Raw genomic sequence first — 20,629 nt, 5'->3', positions numbered from 1 at the left:
ACCTGCGTATACAGATTGTTCTAATAACAAACAAAACGATGATGAAGCATACGGTGAAATCCGGATGATGATAAATATAAGCATATAAAAATGAGTGGCGCTAATGCGTCGGGCTATTTAAAATCGCGCACCATGAAAACTGAGATCCCAAGCGTAAAAATGGTTGCCATTGCTGATGATGAAGCCGGGCAACGTATCGACAACTTTTTGCGTACGCAGCTGAAGGGCGTACCGAAGAGCATGATTTATCGCATCTTGCGTAAAGGCGAGGTGCGGGTTAACAAAAAGCGCGTGAAGCCGGAATATAAGCTGGAAGCCGGCGATGAAGTGCGCATCCCGCCGGTCCGCGTAACTGAGAAAGAAGAAGAGGCGGTCTCTCCGCACCTGCAAAAAGTGGCCGCGCTGGCCGATGTGATTTTATATGAAGACGATCATATTCTGGTGCTTAACAAGCCTTCAGGCACTGCGGTCCATGGCGGTAGCGGGCTGAGCTTTGGCGTGATCGAAGGTTTGCGCGCGCTGCGCCCGGAAGCGCGTTTCCTGGAGCTGGTGCATCGCCTGGATCGCGACACCTCTGGCGTTCTGCTGGTCGCCAAAAAGCGTTCAGCGCTGCGTTCCCTGCATGAGCAGCTGCGCGACAAAGGCATGCAGAAGGATTATCTGGCGCTGGTGCGCGGGCAGTGGCAATCGCATACTAAAGTGGTGCAGGCCCCGCTGCTGAAAAATATTCTGCAGAGCGGTGAGCGTATTGTGCGGGTTAACCAAGAGGGGAAACCTTCTGAGACGCGTTTTAAAGTCGAAGAGCGTTTTACCCATGCGACCCTGGTGCGCTGCAGCCCGGTAACCGGTCGTACGCATCAAATCCGCGTGCATACGCAATATGCCGGCCATCCCATCGCTTTCGACGATCGCTACGGCGACCGTGAATTTGATAAGCAGCTGGCAGGCACCGGCCTTAACCGACTGTTTCTCCATGCGGCGGCGCTGAAGTTTACCCATCCGGGGAGCGGCGAGATAATGCGTGTTGAAGCGCCTCTGGATAATCAGCTTAAGCGCTGCCTGCAGGTTTTGCGTAGCGCCAAATAACCGCCACCAGGCTCAGGGCTTGAGCCACCTGGCAAGCCAGGGGAAAACCTCATCCTGCTGTTCTTTATAAAAGACGTGGCCCAGTTCCGGCCACGTCTTCGTTTCCAGCTTATCCTGCGCGTTTTGCGACTCCCACACTTTATGCATTTTTGCGAAGGCATCGTTAACGGCTTCTGCCGGGAACAGCTTATCCTTGCCGCCGCTATAAATGAGCATCGGTTTTGGCGCGGCGATGCTGGCAATATCGGGAATGTCGAGACGGCCGGATAAGCCTGGATGAAGCATATAAAAGGCCGATTGCCCGCGCAGGACGTTGTTGCCCGGCTGCATCAGGCCGCGCCAGGTACCAAACCAGGAGATAACGGCAGTCGCGGCCACTTTGTCAGACAGGGCGGCCAGTTGCCAGGCGCGGAAACCGCCCATTGAGAAACCCAGTACCCCAATGCGTTGACTATCAACCGTTTTTAAAGTGCTGAGGAAATCAACGGTACGCAGATCTTCATAGGCGACTTCACCTGCCAGCGAACGCCCAAGGTTAAAGTAGTTACTGGCCAGGGCCTGCTGCTGCTCGTAGACCATAGGCCCTCGATCTCCCCAGCCTGGGCTATCGATGGCTATCACGACGTAACCACGCTGCGCCAGTTCATCACCGATGAACCGACCGCTGAAAAATTTATCCGCCCACGCCTGAGCGCTGGCTAGCCGCGCGGCGTCACGCCAGGGTCGGATCAGCTTCTCCTTACCAATATCAAACTTTGAGCCATGATCGTGTAACAGGACAATAGCCGGGTGAGGGCCGGGTGATTTTGGCGTCAACATCAGCGCGGCAATCCTGTTTTCGTCGGTTACGTTGAAGGCCAGCTTCTCGGCGATATAGGTTCCCCGGTTTTCTCTCATGAGCGTTTGCGGCGCGTAGGGGATTGTCGACGCCGGGGTCAGCAGAGACTGCCGAAGCAGCGTACGAGCCTGCTGACGCCATTGATTAAAATTACGATAGTTGCCAGAAAGCCACGAGTCCGGGTAGGTCATCTGCGATTTCAGCTGCTGCCAAGAGGCGGGAAGATTGTCCTCTACGATGCCCTGGCGCTGCCAGTCATTGGCATTGGCGCTGGCGGCGGCCAGCAGGGCGAGGGACAAGAGCGTAGCGCGGGTAGGCATAATGTCTCCATTTAAAAATAAAACATCGTTTCATTATTTAATTGGATTGTAATGGCGCTGGAAAAATAAACTGTGACAGGCGATGCATTAATTAAGTTGGGGTAAAACGGATTCCGCGCCGCCGGTCAGCGGCTAAAACGTTGTTTAAAGGCGGCTGACGGCCTCATAAAGAGGCCGCATGGAATCGCGGTCAGGTGAGCAGAGGGTTACACTCCTCCCGGCGCAGCATCTGGCAGAGGGCAATGAGCGGCAAACCGACCAGCGCGTTGGGATCGCGCCCCTCGAGGCGGTCGAACAGCGTAATGCCCAACCCTTCGCTTTTAAAACTTCCGGCGCACTGCAGCGGGTTTTCCTTGCGGATATAGCTCTCAATTTCCTGATCGCTTAAACGACGGAAATGAACGTCAAAAGGTTCGCATTCGGTTTGCAGGTGACCGTTGGCGGAATTGTACAGCGCCAGGCCGGTATAGAACGTGACGATGGTGCCACTGGCCTTTCTCAACTGGCGATGGGCGTTTTCTTCCGTGTGCGGTTTACCGGTGATCTCACCGTCCAGGACGCAAACCTGATCGGAGCCTATAATGAGGTGGTGTGGGTAGCGCGCAGCAAGGGCCTGCGCCTTTGCCTGCGCCAGACGCAGCACCAGCTGGCGGGCGGGTTCGCCGGGCAGCGGTGTCTCATCAACTTCCGGCGCCGCGCATTCAAAAGGCACCGACAGTTTTTCCAGCAGCATTCGCCGCCAGGGCGAGGTTGACGCGAGGATTAGTTCAGACATATTTTTTCATCCACATATAGCGCTTCGCAGAGCATCATTTTAAACTATGCGCCGCAATGTGTGCGAATAAATGGCAAAAGGCAACCTGAGGCTGCCTTTTTCTTTGACTCTATGACGTTACAAAGTTAATATGCGCGCCCTATGCAAAAGGTAAAATTACCCCTGACTCTCGATCCGGTTCGCACGGCTCAAAAACGCTTAGATTACCAAGGTATCTATACCCGTGATCAAGCTGTGCGTGTCGCTGATTCTGTTGTCAGCGTGGACAGCGATGTGGAATGCAGCATGTCGTTCGCTATCGATAACCAACGTCTTGCCGTGTTAAACGGCGATGCGACGGTGTCGGTGACCCTCGAATGTCAGCGTTGCGGGAAACCGTTCCCCCATCATGTCCACACAACGTATTGTTTCAGCCCCGTCAGAAATGACGAACAGGCCGAGGCACTGCCGGAAGCGTATGAGCCGATTGAGGTTAACGAATTCGGTGAAATCGATCTGCTGGCGCTGGTTGAAGATGAAATCATCCTCGCCTTGCCCGTAGTTCCGGTGCATGATTCTGAACACTGTGAAGTGTCCGACGCGGACATGGTCTTTGGTGAACTGCCTGAAGAGGCACAAAAACCAAATCCATTTGCCGTATTAGCCAGCTTAAAGCATAAGTAATTGAGGAGTAAGGTCCATGGCCGTACAACAGAATAAACCAACCCGTTCCAAACGTGGCATGCGTCGTTCCCATGACGCGCTGACCGCAGTCACCAGCCTGTCTGTAGACAAAGCTTCTGGTGAAAAACACCTGCGTCACCACATCACTGCCGACGGTTTTTACCGCGGTCGCAAGGTTATCGCTAAGTAATCACGCATTACTCCATGGATTTCGCGTTGCAAGAAGACGCAAGCGAGAGAAGCACCGGGAGCATAGCTCACTATGTGACAGGTGTGAACGAGCGCAGTCAACGCACTTGCAGCGTGAAAGACGAAGAGTAAAAGCGTGATGAAGCTTAGTGAGGATTTCCCCGGGTAACTGGGGAATAACCGAACCGGGCAGCGACGATACCTTGACACGTCTAACCCTGGCGTTAGATGTCATGGGCGGGGATTTTGGCCCTTCCGTGACAGTGCCTGCAGCATTGCAGGCACTGAACTCTAATTCACAACTCACACTTCTTTTAGTCGGCGATCCCGACGCTATCGCGCCATTACTTGCCAAAGCTGATTTTGAACAACGTTCACGTCTGCAGGTTATCCCTGCGCAGTCGGTTATTGCCAGTGATGCTAGACCCGCGCAGGCCATTCGCGCCAGTCGCGGTAGCTCAATGCGCATTGCGCTCGAGTTAGTAAAAGAAGGACGGGCGCAGGCCTGCGTCAGCGCGGGTAACACCGGAGCGCTGATGGGGTTGGCGAAGCTGCTGCTCAAGCCTATTGAGGGAATTGAGCGCCCTGCGCTGGTTACCATGTTACCGCATCAGCTTAAGGGCAAAACGGTGGTGCTGGATTTAGGCGCTAACGTCGATTGCGATAGCACGATGCTGGTGCAGTTTGCCGTCATGGGGGCGGTTCTTGCCGAAGAAGTTATCGGTATTAAGAATCCCCGCGTTGCGCTTCTGAATATCGGCGAAGAAGAGATGAAAGGTCTCAGCAGCATTCGTGACGCGGCGGCGGTTTTGAAAACCCTGCCAACCCTCAACTATATTGGGTATCTGGAAGCCAACGAATTGTTGACGGGCAAAACGGATGTTTTAGTTTGTGATGGATTCACGGGCAACGTCACATTAAAAACGATGGAAGGTGTTGTCAGAATGTTCCTTTCACTGTTGAAATCACAGGGAGAGGGGAAAAAAAGGTCGTGGTGGCTGCTTTTATTAAAGCGTTGGTTACAAAAAAGCCTGTCGAGGCGATTCAGTCACCTCAACCCCGACCAGTATAATGGTGCCTGTCTGTTAGGATTACGCGGTTCCGTGATTAAAAGTCATGGGGCTGCCAATCAGCGCGCTTTTTGCGTCGCGATAGAGCAGGCAGTGCAGGCTGTGCAGCGGCAGGTTCCTCAGCGAATTGCCGCTCGCCTGGAATCTTTATACCCTGCAGGTTTCGAATTGCCTGAAGGCGGCAGAAGCGGAAGTTCCAGGCCTCAAACCCGGATGACCGGAAACGACTGACGCCTCGCAGTTTGAGTTAACCCGGTATATTACCCAAGAGTGACTGAGCGTACATGTATACGAAGATTATTGGTACCGGCAGCTATCTGCCTGAGCACGTGCGTACGAACGCTGAACTGGAAAATATGGTTGATACGTCTGACGAGTGGATTGTTACTCGTACCGGTATCCGCGAGCGTCGTATTGCCGCACCGAATGAAACAGTTGCTACGATGGGCCTTGAAGCCGCTAAGAATGCGCTGGATATGGCAGGCGTCAAGCCGGAGCAAATTGGTCTGATTATTGTTGCGACCACTTCCGGTACCCATGCGTTTCCTAGCTCGGCTTGCCAGATTCAATCAATGCTGGGTATCAAAGGCTGCCCGGCGTTTGACGTCGCTGCGGCCTGCGCGGGTTTCACCTACGCGCTCAGCGTTGCCGATCAATACGTGAAAAACGGCGCGGTTGATTACGCTCTGGTGATTGGCGCTGACGTGCTGGCGCGCACCTGCGATCCTGCCGATCGCGGAACCATTATTATTTTTGGCGATGGCGCTGGCGCCGTCGTGCTGGGCGCTTCTGAAGAGCCGGGCATTATCTCCACGCATCTGCATGCGGATGGGAGCTACGGCGAACTGCTGACGCTGCCGAACGCCGATCGCGTTGAACCGGAAAACCCGATCTATCTGACGATGGCGGGTAATGAAGTCTTTAAGGTTGCGGTGACCGAACTGGCGCATATCGTGGACGAGACTTTAGCCGCGAATAATCTCGAGCGTTCGGCGCTTGACTGGCTGGTGCCGCATCAGGCCAACCTGCGCATTATCAGCGCCACGGCGAAGAAGCTGGGAATGTCGATGGACAATGTCGTCGTCACGCTCGATCGACACGGCAATACTTCGGCGGCTTCCGTCCCTTGTGCGCTGGATGAAGCCGTTCGCGATGGCCGCATTCAACGTGGTCAGCTTATTCTGCTGGAAGCCTTTGGTGGTGGGTTCACCTGGGGTTCCGCGCTGGTTCGTTTTTAGGATAAGGATTTAAACATGACGCAATTTGCTTTTGTGTTCCCGGGACAGGGCTCTCAGAGTGTCGGGATGCTGTCAGATATGGCGGCCGCTTACCCGGTAATTGAAGAGACATTCCGTGAAGCCTCTGCGGCGTTGGGTTACGATCTGTGGGCGCTTGCGCAGCAGGGCCCGGCGGAAGAATTGAATAAAACCTGGCAGACTCAGCCAGCGTTGTTGACCGCTTCCGTTGCGTTGTATCGCGTCTGGCAGCAGCAGGGCGGTAAAACCCCCGTTCTGCTGGCGGGCCACAGCCTCGGCGAATATTCTGCGCTGGTATGCGCAGGTGTTATCGATTTTGCCGATGCCGTACGCCTGGTTGAGATGCGCGGCAAGTTTATGCAGGAAGCGGTACCGGAAGGTACCGGCGCGATGTCCGCGATCATCGGGCTTGACGACGCGGCGATTGCGAAAGCCTGCGAAGAGTCTGCCGAAGGTCAGGTTGTTTCTCCGGTGAACTTTAACTCGCCAGGGCAGGTTGTTATTGCCGGTAACAAAGAGGCCGTAGAGCGCGCTGGTGCTGCCTGTAAGGCTGCGGGCGCTAAACGCGCGCTGCCGCTGCCGGTCAGCGTACCTTCCCACTGCGCGCTGATGAAGCCTGCGGCGGAAAAACTGGCCGTTGAGCTGCAGAAAATCACCTTTAACGCGCCGGCGATTCCGGTTGTGAATAACGTCGACGTGCAAAGTGAAACGGCGCCTGAGGCTATTCGTGATGCCCTGATCCGCCAGCTGTATAGCCCGGTTCAGTGGACCAAAACTGTTGAGTTTATGGCTTCACAGGGCGTAGAGCATTTGTATGAAGTTGGCCCAGGTAAAGTCCTCACTGGCCTGACTAAACGTATTGTTGACACCCTGACCGCTTCCGCGCTTAACGAGCCGGCGGCCATGTCTGCGGCGCTTGAGCAATAAAAGAGGAAAACCATGAGTTTTGAAGGAAAAATCGCGCTGGTTACCGGTGCAAGTCGCGGGATTGGCCGCGCAATCGCTGAAACGCTTGTTGCCCGCGGCGCGAAAGTTATCGGTACGGCGACCAGCGAAAGCGGCGCGCAGGCGATCAGCGATTATTTAGGTGCTAATGGTAAAGGTTTGCTGCTGAATGTGACCGATCCTGCATCTATTGAATCTGTTCTGGGAAATATTCGCGCAGAATTTGGTGAAGTTGATATCCTGGTGAACAATGCCGGGATCACTCGTGATAACCTGTTAATGCGCATGAAAGATGATGAGTGGAACGATATTATCGAAACCAACCTGTCATCTGTTTTCCGTCTGTCAAAAGCGGTAATGCGCGCTATGATGAAAAAGCGTCATGGACGTATTATCACTATCGGTTCTGTGGTTGGTACCATGGGAAATGCGGGTCAGGCCAACTACGCTGCGGCGAAAGCGGGTCTGATTGGCTTCAGTAAATCACTGGCTCGCGAAGTTGCGTCCCGCGGTATTACTGTAAACGTTGTTGCTCCGGGCTTTATTGAAACGGACATGACGCGTGCGCTGACCGATGAGCAGCGTGCGGGTACTCTGGCGGCAGTTCCTGCGGGGCGCCTCGGCTCTCCAAATGAAATCGCCAGTGCGGTGGCATTTTTAGCCTCTGACGAAGCGAGTTACATCACCGGTGAAACTCTGCACGTCAACGGCGGAATGTATATGGTCTGACCGAGATTTGCGCAAAACGCTCAGGAACCGCGCAGTCTGTGCGGTTCACTGTAATGTTTTGTACAAAATGATTTGCGTTATGAGGGCAAACAGCCGCAAAATAGCGTAAAATCGTGGTAAGACCTGCCGGGATTTAGTTGCAAATTTTTCAACATTTTATACACTACGAAAACCATCGCGAAAGCGAGTTTTGATAGGAAATTTAAGAGTATGAGCACTATCGAAGAACGCGTTAAGAAAATTATCGGCGAACAGCTGGGCGTTAAGCAGGAAGAAGTTACCAACAATGCTTCCTTCGTTGAAGACCTGGGCGCTGATTCTCTTGACACCGTTGAGCTGGTAATGGCTCTGGAAGAAGAGTTTGATACTGAGATTCCGGACGAAGAAGCTGAGAAAATCACTACTGTTCAGGCTGCCATTGATTACATCAACGGCCACCAGGCGTAAGTGAACATCTCCAGGCGGTCATTCGACCGCCTGAGTTTTATCTAAATTTTGTCCCACAAGAATCTATTTTCCCTCCCTGGAGGACAACCGTGTCTAAGCGTCGTGTAGTTGTGACCGGACTGGGCATGTTGTCTCCTGTCGGCAATACCGTAGAGTCTACCTGGAAAGCTCTCCTTGCCGGTCAGAGTGGCATCAGCCTGATCGACCATTTCGATACTAGCGCCTATGCAACGAAATTTGCTGGCTTAGTAAAGGATTTTAACTGTGATGACTTCATCTCGCGCAAAGAGCAGCGCAAGATGGATGCCTTCATTCAATATGGAATTGTCGCTGGCATTCAGGCCATGCAGGATTCTGGCCTTGAAGTGACGGAAGAGAATGCTACCCGCATCGGTGCCGCTATTGGTTCCGGTATTGGCGGGCTTGGCCTGATCGAAGAAAACCACAGTTCGCTGGTAAAAGGCGGACCGCGTAAGATCAGCCCGTTCTTTGTTCCTTCCACAATCGTTAACATGGTGGCCGGGCATCTGACCATCATGTTTGGTCTGCGTGGACCAAGCATTTCCATCGCAACCGCATGCACTTCTGGCGTACACAACATTGGTCACGCCGCGCGCGTTATCGCCTATGGCGATGCTGATGCAATGGTCGCCGGTGGTGCGGAAAAAGCCAGTACCCCGCTGGGCGTAGGCGGCTTTGGCGCAGCGCGCGCGCTGTCCACCCGTAATGACAACCCGCAGGCGGCAAGCCGTCCGTGGGATAAAGAGCGTGATGGTTTCGTGCTGGGCGACGGCGCCGGCATGGTCGTGCTGGAAGAGTACGAGCACGCGAAGAAACGCGGTGCGAAAATCTATGCTGAAATCGTCGGCTTTGGTATGAGCAGCGATGCCTACCATATGACTTCACCGCCGGAAGATGGCGCTGGAGCAGCGCTGGCGATGGTTAACGCTATTCGCGACGCGGGTATTGAAGCTAGCCAGATTGGCTACGTCAACGCCCACGGTACCTCTACGCCGGCAGGCGATAAAGCAGAAGCGCAGGCGGTGAAATCTGTCTTCGGTGACGCTGCCAGCCGCGTAATGGTGAGCTCGACTAAGTCAATGACCGGTCACCTGCTCGGTGCAGCGGGCGCAGTAGAGTCTATCTACTCCATCCTCGCGCTGCGCGATGGCGCTGTTCCGCCAACCATCAACCTGGATAACCCGGATGAAGGTTGCGATCTGGACTTCGTCCCGCACGAAGCGCGTCAGGTAAGCGGTCTGGAGTATACCCTGTGTAACTCCTTCGGCTTCGGCGGCACTAACGGCTCGCTAATCTTTAAAAAGGTGTGATGCGCGCCTGACGTAACATCCCAGTTTACGTCAATGCCCATCGAAAATTGGCCCGCTTGTCGGGCCTTTTTTATTCGGTTTTCTCCGCTTGTTCAATGTCTCTCCTCCTGCGAAACTAACCGGCCAGCGATAAGGAGTCTTTTATGTTTTTAATCAATGGCGCTGAAAGCGAAACGCTCGCGGTGAACGATCGCGGCGTGCAGTTTGGCGATGGCTGCTTTACCACTGCGCGCATCCTCAGAGGCCAGGTTCAACTGCTCTCAGCCCATCTGGATCGCCTGCAGACGACCTGTGAAAAGCTCTTTATCCCCTATGGCGACTGGGCGCTATTAGCGCAGGAGATGGCGCGTCTGGCGCAGCCTCATCAGGATGGCGTGCTGAAGGTCATCATCACCCGCGGAGCGGGCGGCCGCGGCTATAGCGCCGCGGGCTGTGTCAATCCCACAAGAATTCTCAGCGTGTCGCCCTGGCCGGCCCACTATCTGCGCTGGCGCGAGGAGGGGATTTCCCTGTCGCTGAGTCCTGTCAGGCTGGGACGAAACCCTTCACTCGCCGGACTCAAGCACCTTAACCGGCTGGAGCAGGTGCTGATTCGTTCTCATCTTGAGCAGACGGACGCCGATGAGGCACTGGTCCTTGACAGCGACGGGTGGCTTACGGAATGCTGTGCCGCGAACGTATTCTGGCGTAAAGGATCCGACGTCTTTACCCCGCGCCTCGATCAGGCGGGGGTCAACGGTATTATGCGCCAGTACATTCTCGCTAAGCTGGCACCATCGCCGTTTCGCGTTGTCGAAGCCACCATGCGCCCCGAGGCGTTACGCGAAGCCGATGAGGTCGTGGTCTGTAACGCATTAATGCCGCTGGTGCCTGTTCGCCGCTGGAATGATAAATGTTGGTCCACCCGCGAGCTTTACCATTTTTTAGCCCCTTTGTGTGAGCTGTCTGATTAGTCATGAAGAAAATGTTACGTTTCATCCTGCTGATGGTGGTGGTGCTGGGCATCGCCGCGGGCATCGGTATGTGGAAAGTTCGCCAGCTGGCGGATAGCAAGTTGCTGATTAAAGAAGAGACTATCTTCACTCTTGCCACCGGAACGGGGCGCCTGGCGCTTGGGCAACAGCTGTATAGGGATAAAGTCATTAACCGACCGCGGGTTTTCCAGTGGCTGCTGCGCATCGAGCCTGAGCTCTCCCATTTTAAAGCCGGGACCTATCGCTTCACGCCTGATATGACGGTCCGCCAGATGCTGCAGCTGCTGGCCAGCGGCAAAGAGGCGCAGTTTCCGCTGCGCTTCGTTGAAGGGATGCGGGTGAGCGATTACCTGCGCCAGCTGCGCGATGCGCCTTACGTCAAGCATACGTTGGCGGATGACAGCTATGAAACCGTCGCGAAGGCTCTTGATCTTGAGCATCCTGATTGGGTTGAAGGCTGGTTCTGGCCGGATACCTGGATGTATACCGCCAATACCAGCGATGTGGCCATCCTTAAGCGAGCGCATCAGAAGATGGTTGCCGCGGTCGATAAAGCCTGGGAAGGGCGGATGGAGAATCTGCCGTATCACGATAAGAACCAGCTGCTGACAATGGCCTCGATTATCGAAAAAGAGACGGCGATAGCGGACGAGCGCGACCGTGTCGCATCGGTATTTATCAACCGTTTACGTATCGGTATGCGTCTGCAAACCGATCCGACCGTGATTTACGGGATGGGTGAGAGTTATAATGGCAAGTTGACACGTAAAGACCTGGAAACTCCGACCGCTTACAATACCTACGTCATAAACGGCATGCCGCCGGGACCTATCGCCGCACCGGGTGAGGCCTCGCTAAACGCCGCCGCGCATCCGGCGAAAACGCCGTACCTTTATTTTGTCGCGGACGGTAAGGGCGGGCATACGTTTAACACTAACCTGGCCAGTCATAACCGCTCGGTTCAGGACTATTTGAAAGTACTTAAGGAAAAAAATGCGCAGTAACTATATCGTCATCGAGGGCCTGGAGGGCGCAGGGAAAACTACCGCGCGTAATTGTGTGGTAGAGACGCTAAAACAGCTGGGCGTAAGCGATATGGTGTTTACCCGCGAACCGGGCGGCACCATTCTGGCCGAGAAGCTGCGCAGCCTGGTGCTGGATATTCAGTCCACCGGCGATGAAGTGATTAATGATAAAGCGGAAGTGCTGATGTTTTACGCGGCGCGCGTGCAGTTGGTGGAGACGGTTATCAAACCCGCTCTGGCCCGCGGTCAGTGGGTCATTGGCGATCGTCACGATCTCTCAACTCAGGCCTATCAGGGTGGCGGTCGCGGAATTGATCAAACGATGCTGGCGACCCTGCGTAACGCGGTACTGGGGGACTTTCGTCCCCATCTTACGCTTTACCTTGACGTGACTCCGGAAGTCGGTCTTAAGCGCGCCCGCGCCCGAGGCGAACTTGACCGAATCGAGCAGGAGTCACTGGATTTCTTTAATCGTACTCGTGCCCGCTACCTTGAACTGGCGGCGCAGGATGCCACTATACGCACCGTTGACGCTACCCAGCCGCTAGAGGCCGTGGAGCGCGACATTCGTGCGGTAGTGAATCAATGGGTCGCGGAGCAAGGCGCATGAAATGGTATCCGTGGTTACGCCCGCCCTTTGAACAGCTGGTTGCCAGCTATCAGGCGGGGCGCGGCCACCATGCGCTAATGGTTCAGGCGCTGCCGGGCATGGGGAGCGATGCGCTGATTTATGCGCTTTGTCGCTTTCTGATGTGCCGCCAGCCGGAAGGGCATAAAAGCTGCGGTCATTGCCATAGCTGCCAGCTGATGCAGGCCGGCACCCATCCTGATTATTATGCGTTGACCCCAGAAAAGGGAAAGAGCTCGCTCGGGATCGATGCCGTGCGCGAAGTGAGCGAAAAGCTCTATGAACATGCCCGACTGGGCGGCGCGAAGGTGGTGTGGATCGGCGATGCCGCCATACTGACGGATGCGGCGGCAAACGCGCTGTTGAAAACGCTGGAGGAGCCGCCGGAGAATACCTGGTTCTTCCTTGCCTGTCAGGAACCTGCTCGCCTGCTGGCGACGCTGCGCAGCCGCTGTCGGTTATATCACCTCGCTCCGCCTTCAGAACGCTACGCACTGGCGTGGTTAGAGCGTGAAGTGACAATGTCACAAGACGCGCTTCTCGCAGCGCTGCGTCTGAGCGCCAACGCGCCAGCGGCGGCGCTGGATCTGCTTCAGGATGCACACTGGGCACCACGCCAGCAGCTTTGCCAGATCCTCGGGAATATTTTAACCCACGGCGACTGGCTGACGCTGTTGCCGATTTTGAACCATGAGCAGGCCGCGATTCGCCTGCACTGGCTGGCATCGCTGCTGGTCGACGCGCAAAAAAGGCAGCAGGGGATTACGCTTATCAGCAATCCTGATGTCTGGCCTCTGGTGAATCAGCTGGCCGCGGCGCTGCCGGCGGCGCGCCTGCAGGCGATCGCGCGTGACGTCAGCGCCTGCCGCGAGCAGTTGCTAAACGTGGTCGGCATTAATCGCGAACTGCTGCTAACCGAGCGCCTTCTGCGCTGGGAACATTACCTGCAACCCGGGGCGGTCCTTCCCGTATCCCATCTCTGAGAGAGACATCATGTTTTTAGTCGACTCCCATTGCCATCTCGATGGCCTGGATTATCAAGCGCTGCATAAAGATGTGGACGATGTGCTGGCAAAGGCCGCCGCGCGCGATGTGAAATTTTGCCTGGCGGTTGCCACGACGCTGCCGGGATACCGCGGTATGCGCGAACTGGTAGGCCAGCGTCACGACGTCGTTTTCTCCTGCGGCGTGCATCCGTTAAACCAGGATGAAGAGTATGACGTTGAAGAGCTGCGCAAACTCGCCGCAGAGGACGGCGTGGTCGCGATGGGCGAAACCGGGCTCGATTATTTCTACACGCCGGAAACGAAAGCCCGTCAGCAGGCGTCTTTTCGCGATCATATCCGTATAGGCCGGGAGCTGAATAAGCCGGTTATCGTTCACACCCGCGATGCCCGCGCCGATACGCTGGAAATTTTACGCGAAGAAAAAGTGACGGATTGCGGTGGCGTACTACACTGTTTCACTGAGGATAGGGAGACCGCGGGTAAGCTTTTGGATATGGGGTTCTATATCTCGTTTTCCGGCATTGTGACATTCCGTAATGCGGAGCAGCTTCGCGATGCTGCGCGCTATGTCCCTCTCGATCGCCTGCTGGTGGAGACCGATTCACCGTATCTGGCGCCGGTACCGCATCGCGGTAAAGAGAACCAGCCGGCCCTGGTCAGGGACGTCGCCGAGTATATGGCGGTGCTTAAGGGCGTGTCGCTAGAGCAGCTGGCGCAACAGACCACTGAAAATTTCGCTACGCTTTTTCATATCGACCCCTCCCGGCTGCAACCTCTCTGATATTGCTTATTATTTTAAGGCTCGTAATTAATAGCCAAAGCGAGTAAAGTTCACCGCCACAAATGGGGCGGTGAAGGTTTTTTGGCAACATTCAGACACGATTTATGTAAACCAATGTAAGTTTTTAATGGATGTCTGATTGAAACGTGATAGCCGTCAAACAATCATCCCGGTAATTATTTTACTCTGTGTAATAAATAAAGGGCGCTTAGATGTCCTGTCCACGGCGCGGTTCTCCCCCCGGGCCAATGCGTGAAAACGTAAAAAAGCACCAAATACTCAGGAGCACTCTCAATTATGTTTAAGAATGCATTTGCTAACCTGCAGAAGGTCGGTAAATCGCTGATGCTGCCGGTATCCGTACTGCCTATCGCAGGTATCCTGCTGGGCGTCGGTTCCGCAAACTTCAGCTGGCTGCCAGCCGTAGTTTCCCACGTCATGGCGGAAGCGGGCGGTTCGGTCTTCGCTAACATGCCGCTGATCTTTGCTATCGGTGTCGCACTTGGCTTCACTAACAACGACGGCGTATCCGCTCTGGCATCGGTCGTCGCTTACGGCATCATGGTGAAAACCATGTCCGTGGTTGCACCTCTGGTCCTGCATTTACCTGCTGAAGAGATTGCGGCTAAACACCTGGCGGATACTGGCGTACTCGGCGGTATTATCTCCGGTGCCATCGCAGCGTACATGTTCAACCGCTTCTACCGCATCAAATTGCCTGAGTATCTGGGCTTCTTTGCGGGCAAGCGTTTTGTGCCAATTATCTCCGGTCTGGCAGCGATCTTCACTGGTGTGATCCTGTCCTTTATCTGGCCGCCGATCGGTACCGCAATCCAGACTTTCTCCCAGTGGGCTGCTTACCAGAACCCGGTTGTGGCGTTCGGTATCTACGGCTTCATTGAACGCTGCCTGGTGCCGTTTGGTCTGCACCACATCTGGAACGTTCCTTTCCAGATGCAGATTGGTGAATACACCAACGCAGCCGGTCAGGTCTTCCACGGCGATATTCCGCGCTACATGGCAGGCGACCCGACCGCGGGCAAACTGTCCGGCGGCTTCCTGTTCAAAATGTACGGTCTGCCGGCCGCTGCTATCGCTATCTGGCACTCTGCTAAACCAGAAAACCGCGCAAAAGTGGGCGGTATCATGATCTCCGCAGCGCTGACCTCGTTCCTGACCGGTATCACCGAGCCGATCGAGTTCTCCTTTATGTTCGTTGCGCCGATCCTGTACGTTATCCATGCGATTCTGGCAGGCCTGGCCTTCCCGATCTGTATCCTGCTGGGTATGCGTGACGGTACTTCGTTCTCTCATGGTCTGATCGACTTCATCGTACTGTCCGGCAACAGCAGCAAACTGTGGCTGTTCCCGATAGTCGGCATCTGCTATGCGATCGTTTACTACGTGGTGTTCCGCGTGCTGATCAAAGCGCTGGATCTGAAAACCCCGGGTCGTGAAGATGCAACCGAAGACAGCAAAGCTGGCGCCACCAGCGAAATGGCTCCGGCACTGATTGCCGCTTTCGGCGGTAAAGAGAACATTACTAACCTTGACGCATGTATCACCCGTCTGCGCGTGAGCGTAGCGGATGTGGCGAAAGTTGATCAGGCTGGCCTGAAAAAACTTGGTGCCGCAGGCGTGGTTGTTGCAGGTTCAGGCGTTCAGGCTATTTTCGGTACCAAATCCGATAACCTGAAAACTGAAATGGATGAATACATCCGCAGCAACTAAGTTGTGATTTGGGGAGACTAAGGCAGCCAACTGGCTGCCTTTTTTAATGGGCAGCCGGCATAAAAAAGGGAACCCGGCGGCTCCCGTGACGCTGACTGCTTATCAGAATTGATAGCTGGCCGTTATGCTGAAGTTGCGTGGTTCACCGTAGACGATTGAACCATCTATATTGGTGTCGTAGGTTTTGTCTAACAGGTTGTTGACGTTCCCCTGCACAGCAAAGTTTTTAGTGACCTGATAACGCGTGAACACATCCACCAGCGCGTAGCTGCCCTGTTCCGCACGGAATGTCCCGTACGGCGTAGCGGTATCTTTATATACCCGGTTCTGCCAGTTTACGCCGCCGCCGATGATCAGCTCAGGCATTACCGGCAGACGGTAGCGGGTAAACAGCTTGACGCTGGTACGCGGTAGGTTAGGGTTCACCGCATTGCCTTCATTGTCTTCAGCGACAAAACGCGTCGCCCCGAAGGTCATCTGCCAGTTATCGGTGAGCGCGCCGTTGATTTCAAACTCTACCCCTTTGCTCACGGTACCATCGACGGTTTTATAGGCGGCTTCGCCGTTGCTGCCCGGGATTTGCCCGCCGGTCGCCTGGCCAAGATTATCCTGCTCAATGCGGAAGAGGGCGAGAGTGGTCGTTAAACGGCTGTCCATCCAGTCGGACTTCAGGCCCACTTCATAGTTGTTTCCGGTAATTGGGGTCAGGTATTTACCCGAACTGTCGCGCTTGTTCTGCGGCTGGAACACGGAGGTATAACTGGTGTAGGCCGACCAGTTGTCGTTGATGTCATAAACCAGCCCGGCGTAGGGCGTGGTATGGTTTTTCTCCATGTTGTAAGTCAACGTCGCGATACTTCAGTTGTTATAGCGGATGCCAACGATGAGATGCAGCGGGTCAAGCAGGGAAAAACGCGTCGCGGCATATACCGATTTCATTCTCGTGGTATCGTCCTGCGCCAGGCTCTGCGGGCCCCAGTTGGTCTCCGGGAAATTACTGCTATTAAAGTTATTGAAGCTGCCAATCTCATCGGGGAACACGTAGGCCCAGGCGCTGAAATAGCGGTTATTTTGCTTGCTGTAGCTGGCGCCGACCATCAGGTTGTGCTGGCGACCAAACAGGTCGTAGCCGCCGTCGGCGTACAGGTCAACGGCGTCGACCTTACGCTTGCCGCTGTTCCAGCCGGTACCGCCGACGTAATCATAGCCCGGACCGTAGCTGCTATAAGGGCCCACCAGCATTCCGGTCGCTTTATTGACGTACGCGTCCACGTACATCATTTTGCTATCGAATTTGACCTCGGAATGGGTGGCATTCATCGTCGCCTGCCAGGTCTCGGCAAAGCGCTGTTTCAGCGTGATGAAGACTTTGTTGATCTCTTTATCGTTATAGGCCCAATCCGGGGCGGTACTGCGGGCGCGGTCATAGCGGTTGTTGCTGCCATCGGTATTCCAGCGCGGCAGGCCGCCCCATGTCGGGCTATTCACGTCGATACGCTGATACTCGTAGCCAGCGGATAAAGTGGTCGATGTACCGAGATCGGCATCAACAATACCGGAGAAGAACGTTTTTTCGCTGTTGTAGCGATCCAGCCATGAGTCATTGTTTTGATAACCCGCGATAATGCGCGCTCTTACGCTGCCATCGTCCATTAGCGGGCTCTGCATATCAGCAACGTAGCGCTGCTTATTCCAACTGCCGTACTCCGCCGTGACCTCTCCCTTGAACTCCCGGCTGGTCGCGTGCTTGCGGATCATATTGATCGACGCGGCAGGATTGCTGGTGCCGGTCAGCAGGCCGTTAGCGCCGCGCACGACCTCAACCCGTTCGAAGAGAGCCATATCGGAAAGCGCGTCGCCCAGATTCCAGCGGGATTCAAACCAGGTTGGAATGCCATCGACCATATAGTTGTCTATCTCAAAACCGCGGGAGTAGTAGCTGGTGCGGTCGGAATCCGCCTGGCTGCCGCTGATCCCCATGGTATGTTCCATCACATCGCCCAGGGTTTGTAGCTGTTGATCCCGCATCCGCTGCCCGGTGATGATGCTGACCGACTGCGGAATATCGCGCTGGGTCATCTCCATTTTGGTCCCGGCTGAGGTAGTTCTGACGCTGTAGTCCTGTTCTTGTGTATCCGAGGCGCTATCTGAGGAACCTTCTACAATGATAGTGTCTTCGGAGGCGCCGGCTGCCTGGCTAAGGTTTGGAAACAGCGCCAGCGTTATGCCCACAGCAAGCAGGGACGGCGCGGTTCGCCTATCCCGGGGATTGGTGGAGAGAGACATCATAAGCCCTTGATCATGTGATAGTCGTTATTCGCTGCGGCGCTATGGCCACGGTCGATTGTCAATGCACTGTTTGCGTTATGAATGCAAATGAGAAATATACGCATTAATATTTAATGTGTAAACAAGGGTAAAAATAGCGGTCCGCAGGCTGCTTTCGCGGGTGCTGCACCGCATGCCGCTGAGAAACGCTTAATCCATCAGCAGCTAAGCGCTTTGTCGCGCAAGAAAAAACGCATTCAGGTTGAAAGAGGGGGAGTAACTCGCTCATACTCTTAGGGGAATCCTGTGCATCCGCGTTTACCTGCAGAGGCAGGCCAGAGCACGGTATAAAAATTATTAAGGAATCAGTCATGGCAGAAGAAACGATTTTCAGCAAAATCATTCGCCGGGAGATCCCGTCGGATGTGGTATATCAGGATGAGCTGGTTACCGCTTTTCGCGACATCTCTCCGCAGGCACCAACCCATATCCTAATCGTTCCCAATATCCTGATTCCCACCGTCAACGATGTGACCACAGAGCACGAGCTTGCCCTGGGACGTATGATGACCGTTGCGGCGAAAATCGCCCGCGACGAGGGGCTTGCCGACGATGGCTATCGCCTGATCGTCAACTGCAATCGCCACGGGGGCCAGGAGGTGTACCATATCCATATGCACCTGCTGGGCGGCCGTCCATTAGGCCCGATGCTGGCTCATAAAGGTTAACATCCATGCGCGCAGCCCATTTCGGCGCACTTCTGGCCGTGACGTTACTGGCCGGGTGCGGTTCGCATCCGGAAATTCCGGTCAGCGATCGGCAAAGTCTGGTGATGGAATCAAACGTACTGGCAGCGGGAATTAGCGCTGAAGTACCGACGGTGACCGCATCCGAGATTCAGGCGACGGCGACCACAAGATTATTCAATGAACGCCAGGTGCCGGTGACCGTGCATTATCGCTTTTTCTGGTATGACGCCAGGGGGCTGGAAATGCATCCGCTGGATCCGGCGCGCAGTATAACGGTTCCGGCACACTCTTCCGTCACGCTGTATGGCAGCGCCAATATTCTGGGGGCGCACAAAGCCCGACTTTATCTTTATCTGTAAGAGGTAATCGTAATGATTAAATTATGTCGCTATGCATTAGTTACCGCACTGGCGATATTCCTTGCCGGATGTGTGGGGCAACGTCAGGAACCCGCTCCCGTTGAGGAAGCGCAGCCGAAGCCGCAGCAGCCAGTTCAGCCGCAGCCGACTGTGCCGACTATTCCCGCGATCCCTACGCAGCCGGGGCCGATTGAACACGGCGAGCAGCCAGTCCAGCCAGCGCCGCGCGTACGTCACTTTGACTGGAGTTCCGCGGTGCAGCCGATGATCGGGCAGATGCTGCAGGCCAGCGGCGTGAATGCGGGGAGCATTTTGCTGGTCGACAGCGTCAATAACCGTACCAACGGCACCCTGAATGCCGGTGAGGCCACCACGGCGCTGCGCAACGCGCTGGAAGGCAATGGGAAATTCACCCTTGTCTCGCAGCAGCAGTTGGGCGTAGCCAAACAGCAGCTTGGCCTGTCGCCGCAGGATAGCCTTGGCAGCCGCAGCAAAGCGATGGGCATTGCGCGTACCGTTGGCGCACAGTACGTGCTCTATTCCAACGCGACCGGTAACGTCAATTCCCCTGAGCTGAAAATGCAGCTAATGCTGGTACAGACCGGCGAAATTATCTGGTCAGGTAAAGGTGCTGTTCAGCAACAATAAGCTCACGCGCGACGAAGTGCTGTCGCGCTTTTTCCCGCGCTATACGCCTGTCGCCGCGCAGGCCCAAAACGGGCTGAGCGGCGGCAGCTGCATTCTCAGCGATGGTCGGCAAAAGCGGGTGCTGCGCCAGCCGCACGATCCGCGTGCGCCGGCCAGCGACTTTCGCCGTCAATATCACGTCCTGTCACGCCTTCCCGATTCGTTAGCGCCTGCGCCGGTCTTTTATTCTCCCGCCTGGATGGTGGTGGAATATTGCTCAGGCGACGTGGTTAACGCATTACCGGAGTGTCCGGCGCTCGCAGGGTTACTGTATCATCTGCACCGGCAGCCGTGCTTTGGCTGGCGTATCGCGCTGCGGCCGCTGCTTGAGTTGTACTGGCAACAGTGCAGCCCCGCGCGGCGTACGCCGAGTTGGCTGCGCTGGCATAAACGCCTGCTGCGCCGCGGCGAGCCTCAGCCGCTGCGCCTCGCCCCGTTACATATGGATGTCCATGCGGGCAACATCGTTCACGGCGAGTCGGGACTGCGGCTGATTGACTGGGAGTATGCGGGCGATGGCGATATCGCGCTGGAGCTGGCGGCAGTGTGGATCGATCCCGTCGCGCAACGTCGGCTAGCTGCAGAATACGCGAGACTGGCGAGCATTGATGAGCATCAGCTCTGGCGGCAAATTCAGCGCTGGCGTCCGTGGGTGCAGCTACTGATGGCGGGCTGGTACGAGCGGCGTTGGCAGCAAACCGGCGACCGGCAGTTTATTGCGCTGGCGGATGAGGTATGGCGCCAGTTAGACAAAAAGTAAAAGGATAAGAG

21 protein-coding genes and 1 pseudogene are annotated in these 20,629 nt (G+C 55.4%); 19 read left to right on the top strand and 3 right to left on the bottom strand.

Annotated elements, in window-relative coordinates:
• The first annotated feature begins 132 nt into the window (after positions 1 to 132).
• On the top strand, positions 133 to 1,086 hold the full coding sequence (gene rluC, locus EGY08_RS03985) for a 23S rRNA pseudouridine(955/2504/2580) synthase RluC (protein WP_177447590.1): 954 nt from the start codon (positions 133 to 135) through the stop codon (positions 1,084 to 1,086).
• A 12-nt stretch (positions 1,087 to 1,098) separates the two neighbouring features.
• On the opposite strand, the gene EGY08_RS03980 is transcribed toward rluC, so the two are convergent.
• Together EGY08_RS03980 and EGY08_RS03975 are read right to left on the bottom strand one after the other, a co-directional pair.
• On the bottom strand, positions 1,099 to 2,244 hold the full coding sequence (locus tag EGY08_RS03980) for a dienelactone hydrolase family protein (RefSeq protein WP_123828254.1): 1,146 nt from the start codon (positions 2,242 to 2,244) through the stop codon (positions 1,099 to 1,101).
• Positions 2,245 to 2,434: 190 nt separating this feature from the next.
• The gene (locus tag EGY08_RS03975) at positions 2,435 to 3,019 is read right to left on the bottom strand and encodes a Maf family protein (protein ID WP_004131392.1); all 585 of its coding nucleotides are present in this window, start codon (positions 3,017 to 3,019) and stop codon (positions 2,435 to 2,437) included.
• A gap of 141 nt (positions 3,020 to 3,160) precedes the next feature.
• Here EGY08_RS03975 and yceD point away from each other — a divergent pair, with 141 nt between their 5' ends.
• The 14 genes from yceD to ptsG all read left to right on the top strand — a co-directional run bounded on the left by yceD (position 3,161) and on the right by ptsG (position 15,795).
• Complete coding sequence (yceD, locus tag EGY08_RS03970) at positions 3,161 to 3,682, top strand: 23S rRNA accumulation protein YceD (protein ID WP_004131393.1); 522 nt, start codon at positions 3,161 to 3,163, stop codon at positions 3,680 to 3,682.
• 16 nt (positions 3,683 to 3,698) lie between these two features.
• Positions 3,699 to 3,872, top strand: coding sequence for a 50S ribosomal protein L32 (rpmF, locus tag EGY08_RS03965; RefSeq protein ID WP_004101077.1), 174 nt, complete (start codon positions 3,699 to 3,701; stop codon positions 3,870 to 3,872).
• 202 nt (positions 3,873 to 4,074) lie between these two features.
• Positions 4,075 to 5,172 (top strand): phosphate acyltransferase PlsX, encoded by a 1,098-nt coding sequence (gene plsX, locus EGY08_RS03960; protein WP_071988293.1) that lies wholly within the window; start codon positions 4,075 to 4,077, stop codon positions 5,170 to 5,172.
• A gap of 53 nt (positions 5,173 to 5,225) precedes the next feature.
• A complete protein-coding gene (locus tag EGY08_RS03955) occupies positions 5,226 to 6,179 on the top strand; it encodes a beta-ketoacyl-ACP synthase III (RefSeq protein ID WP_004131395.1) in 954 nt (317 codons plus the stop codon).
• A gap of 15 nt (positions 6,180 to 6,194) precedes the next feature.
• A complete protein-coding gene (gene fabD, locus EGY08_RS03950) occupies positions 6,195 to 7,124 on the top strand; it encodes an ACP S-malonyltransferase (RefSeq protein ID WP_049112598.1) in 930 nt (309 codons plus the stop codon).
• 12 nt (positions 7,125 to 7,136) lie between these two features.
• Positions 7,137 to 7,871 (top strand): 3-oxoacyl-ACP reductase FabG, encoded by a 735-nt coding sequence (gene fabG / locus EGY08_RS03945; protein ID WP_004131399.1) that lies wholly within the window; start codon positions 7,137 to 7,139, stop codon positions 7,869 to 7,871.
• A 210-nt stretch (positions 7,872 to 8,081) separates the two neighbouring features.
• Positions 8,082 to 8,318, top strand: a complete 237-nt coding sequence (acpP, locus tag EGY08_RS03940) for an acyl carrier protein (RefSeq protein WP_000103754.1) — start codon at positions 8,082 to 8,084, stop codon at positions 8,316 to 8,318.
• Between the two features lie 89 nt (positions 8,319 to 8,407).
• Positions 8,408 to 9,649 carry a beta-ketoacyl-ACP synthase II gene (fabF, locus tag EGY08_RS03935; RefSeq protein ID WP_004131402.1) on the top strand — a complete coding sequence of 414 codons (1,242 nt, stop codon included), beginning with the start codon at positions 8,408 to 8,410 and terminating at the stop codon, positions 9,647 to 9,649.
• Positions 9,650 to 9,792: 143 nt separating this feature from the next.
• A complete protein-coding gene (pabC, locus tag EGY08_RS03930) occupies positions 9,793 to 10,602 on the top strand; it encodes an aminodeoxychorismate lyase (protein WP_004131404.1) in 810 nt (269 codons plus the stop codon).
• Between the two features lie 2 nt (positions 10,603 to 10,604).
• Complete coding sequence (yceG, locus tag EGY08_RS03925) at positions 10,605 to 11,627, top strand: cell division protein YceG (RefSeq protein ID WP_049112602.1); 1,023 nt, start codon at positions 10,605 to 10,607, stop codon at positions 11,625 to 11,627.
• Entirely contained in the window at positions 11,617 to 12,258 is a 642-nt protein-coding gene (gene tmk, locus EGY08_RS03920) for a dTMP kinase (RefSeq protein WP_123828253.1), read from the top strand. The genes yceG and tmk overlap by 11 nt, the downstream gene beginning before the upstream one ends.
• Complete coding sequence (holB, locus tag EGY08_RS03915; protein ID WP_004131410.1) at positions 12,255 to 13,259, top strand: DNA polymerase III subunit delta'; 1,005 nt, start codon at positions 12,255 to 12,257, stop codon at positions 13,257 to 13,259. Before tmk ends, holB begins: the two co-directional genes overlap by 4 nt.
• Positions 13,260 to 13,269: 10 nt before the next feature.
• On the top strand, positions 13,270 to 14,064 hold the full coding sequence (locus EGY08_RS03910) for a metal-dependent hydrolase (RefSeq protein ID WP_004131411.1): 795 nt from the start codon (positions 13,270 to 13,272) through the stop codon (positions 14,062 to 14,064).
• 297 nt (positions 14,065 to 14,361) lie between these two features.
• Positions 14,362 to 15,795, top strand: coding sequence for a PTS glucose transporter subunit IIBC (gene ptsG, locus EGY08_RS03905; RefSeq protein ID WP_004131412.1), 1,434 nt, complete (start codon positions 14,362 to 14,364; stop codon positions 15,793 to 15,795).
• 102 nt (positions 15,796 to 15,897) lie between these two features.
• Here ptsG and fhuE read toward each other — a convergent pair.
• Positions 15,898 to 18,081 (bottom strand): annotated as a pseudogene (gene fhuE / locus EGY08_RS03900) (ferric-rhodotorulic acid/ferric-coprogen receptor FhuE).
• A gap of 353 nt (positions 18,082 to 18,434) precedes the next feature.
• Here fhuE and hinT point away from each other — a divergent pair.
• From hinT to thiK, 4 genes are read left to right on the top strand one after another with little or no spacing between them, the layout of a single operon-like run.
• Positions 18,435 to 18,791, top strand: a complete 357-nt coding sequence (hinT, locus tag EGY08_RS03890; protein WP_004131415.1) for a purine nucleoside phosphoramidase — start codon at positions 18,435 to 18,437, stop codon at positions 18,789 to 18,791.
• A gap of 5 nt (positions 18,792 to 18,796) precedes the next feature.
• Positions 18,797 to 19,171 (top strand): YcfL family protein, encoded by a 375-nt coding sequence (locus EGY08_RS03885; protein ID WP_004131416.1) that lies wholly within the window; start codon positions 18,797 to 18,799, stop codon positions 19,169 to 19,171.
• Positions 19,172 to 19,183: 12 nt separating this feature from the next.
• A complete protein-coding gene (gene lpoB, locus EGY08_RS03880) occupies positions 19,184 to 19,819 on the top strand; it encodes a penicillin-binding protein activator LpoB (RefSeq protein ID WP_123828251.1) in 636 nt (211 codons plus the stop codon).
• Positions 19,800 to 20,618 carry a thiamine kinase gene (thiK, locus tag EGY08_RS03875; RefSeq protein WP_004131418.1) on the top strand — a complete coding sequence of 273 codons (819 nt, stop codon included), beginning with the start codon at positions 19,800 to 19,802 and terminating at the stop codon, positions 20,616 to 20,618. The genes lpoB and thiK overlap by 20 nt, the downstream gene beginning before the upstream one ends.
• Positions 20,619 to 20,629 lie beyond the last annotated feature (11 nt).

The sequence above is a fragment of the Klebsiella sp. FDAARGOS_511 genome (assembly GCF_003812845.1).
GTDB classification, from domain to species: domain Bacteria; phylum Pseudomonadota; class Gammaproteobacteria; order Enterobacterales; family Enterobacteriaceae; genus Klebsiella; species Klebsiella grimontii.
This window is presented reverse-complemented; position numbering and strand designations above follow the sequence as displayed.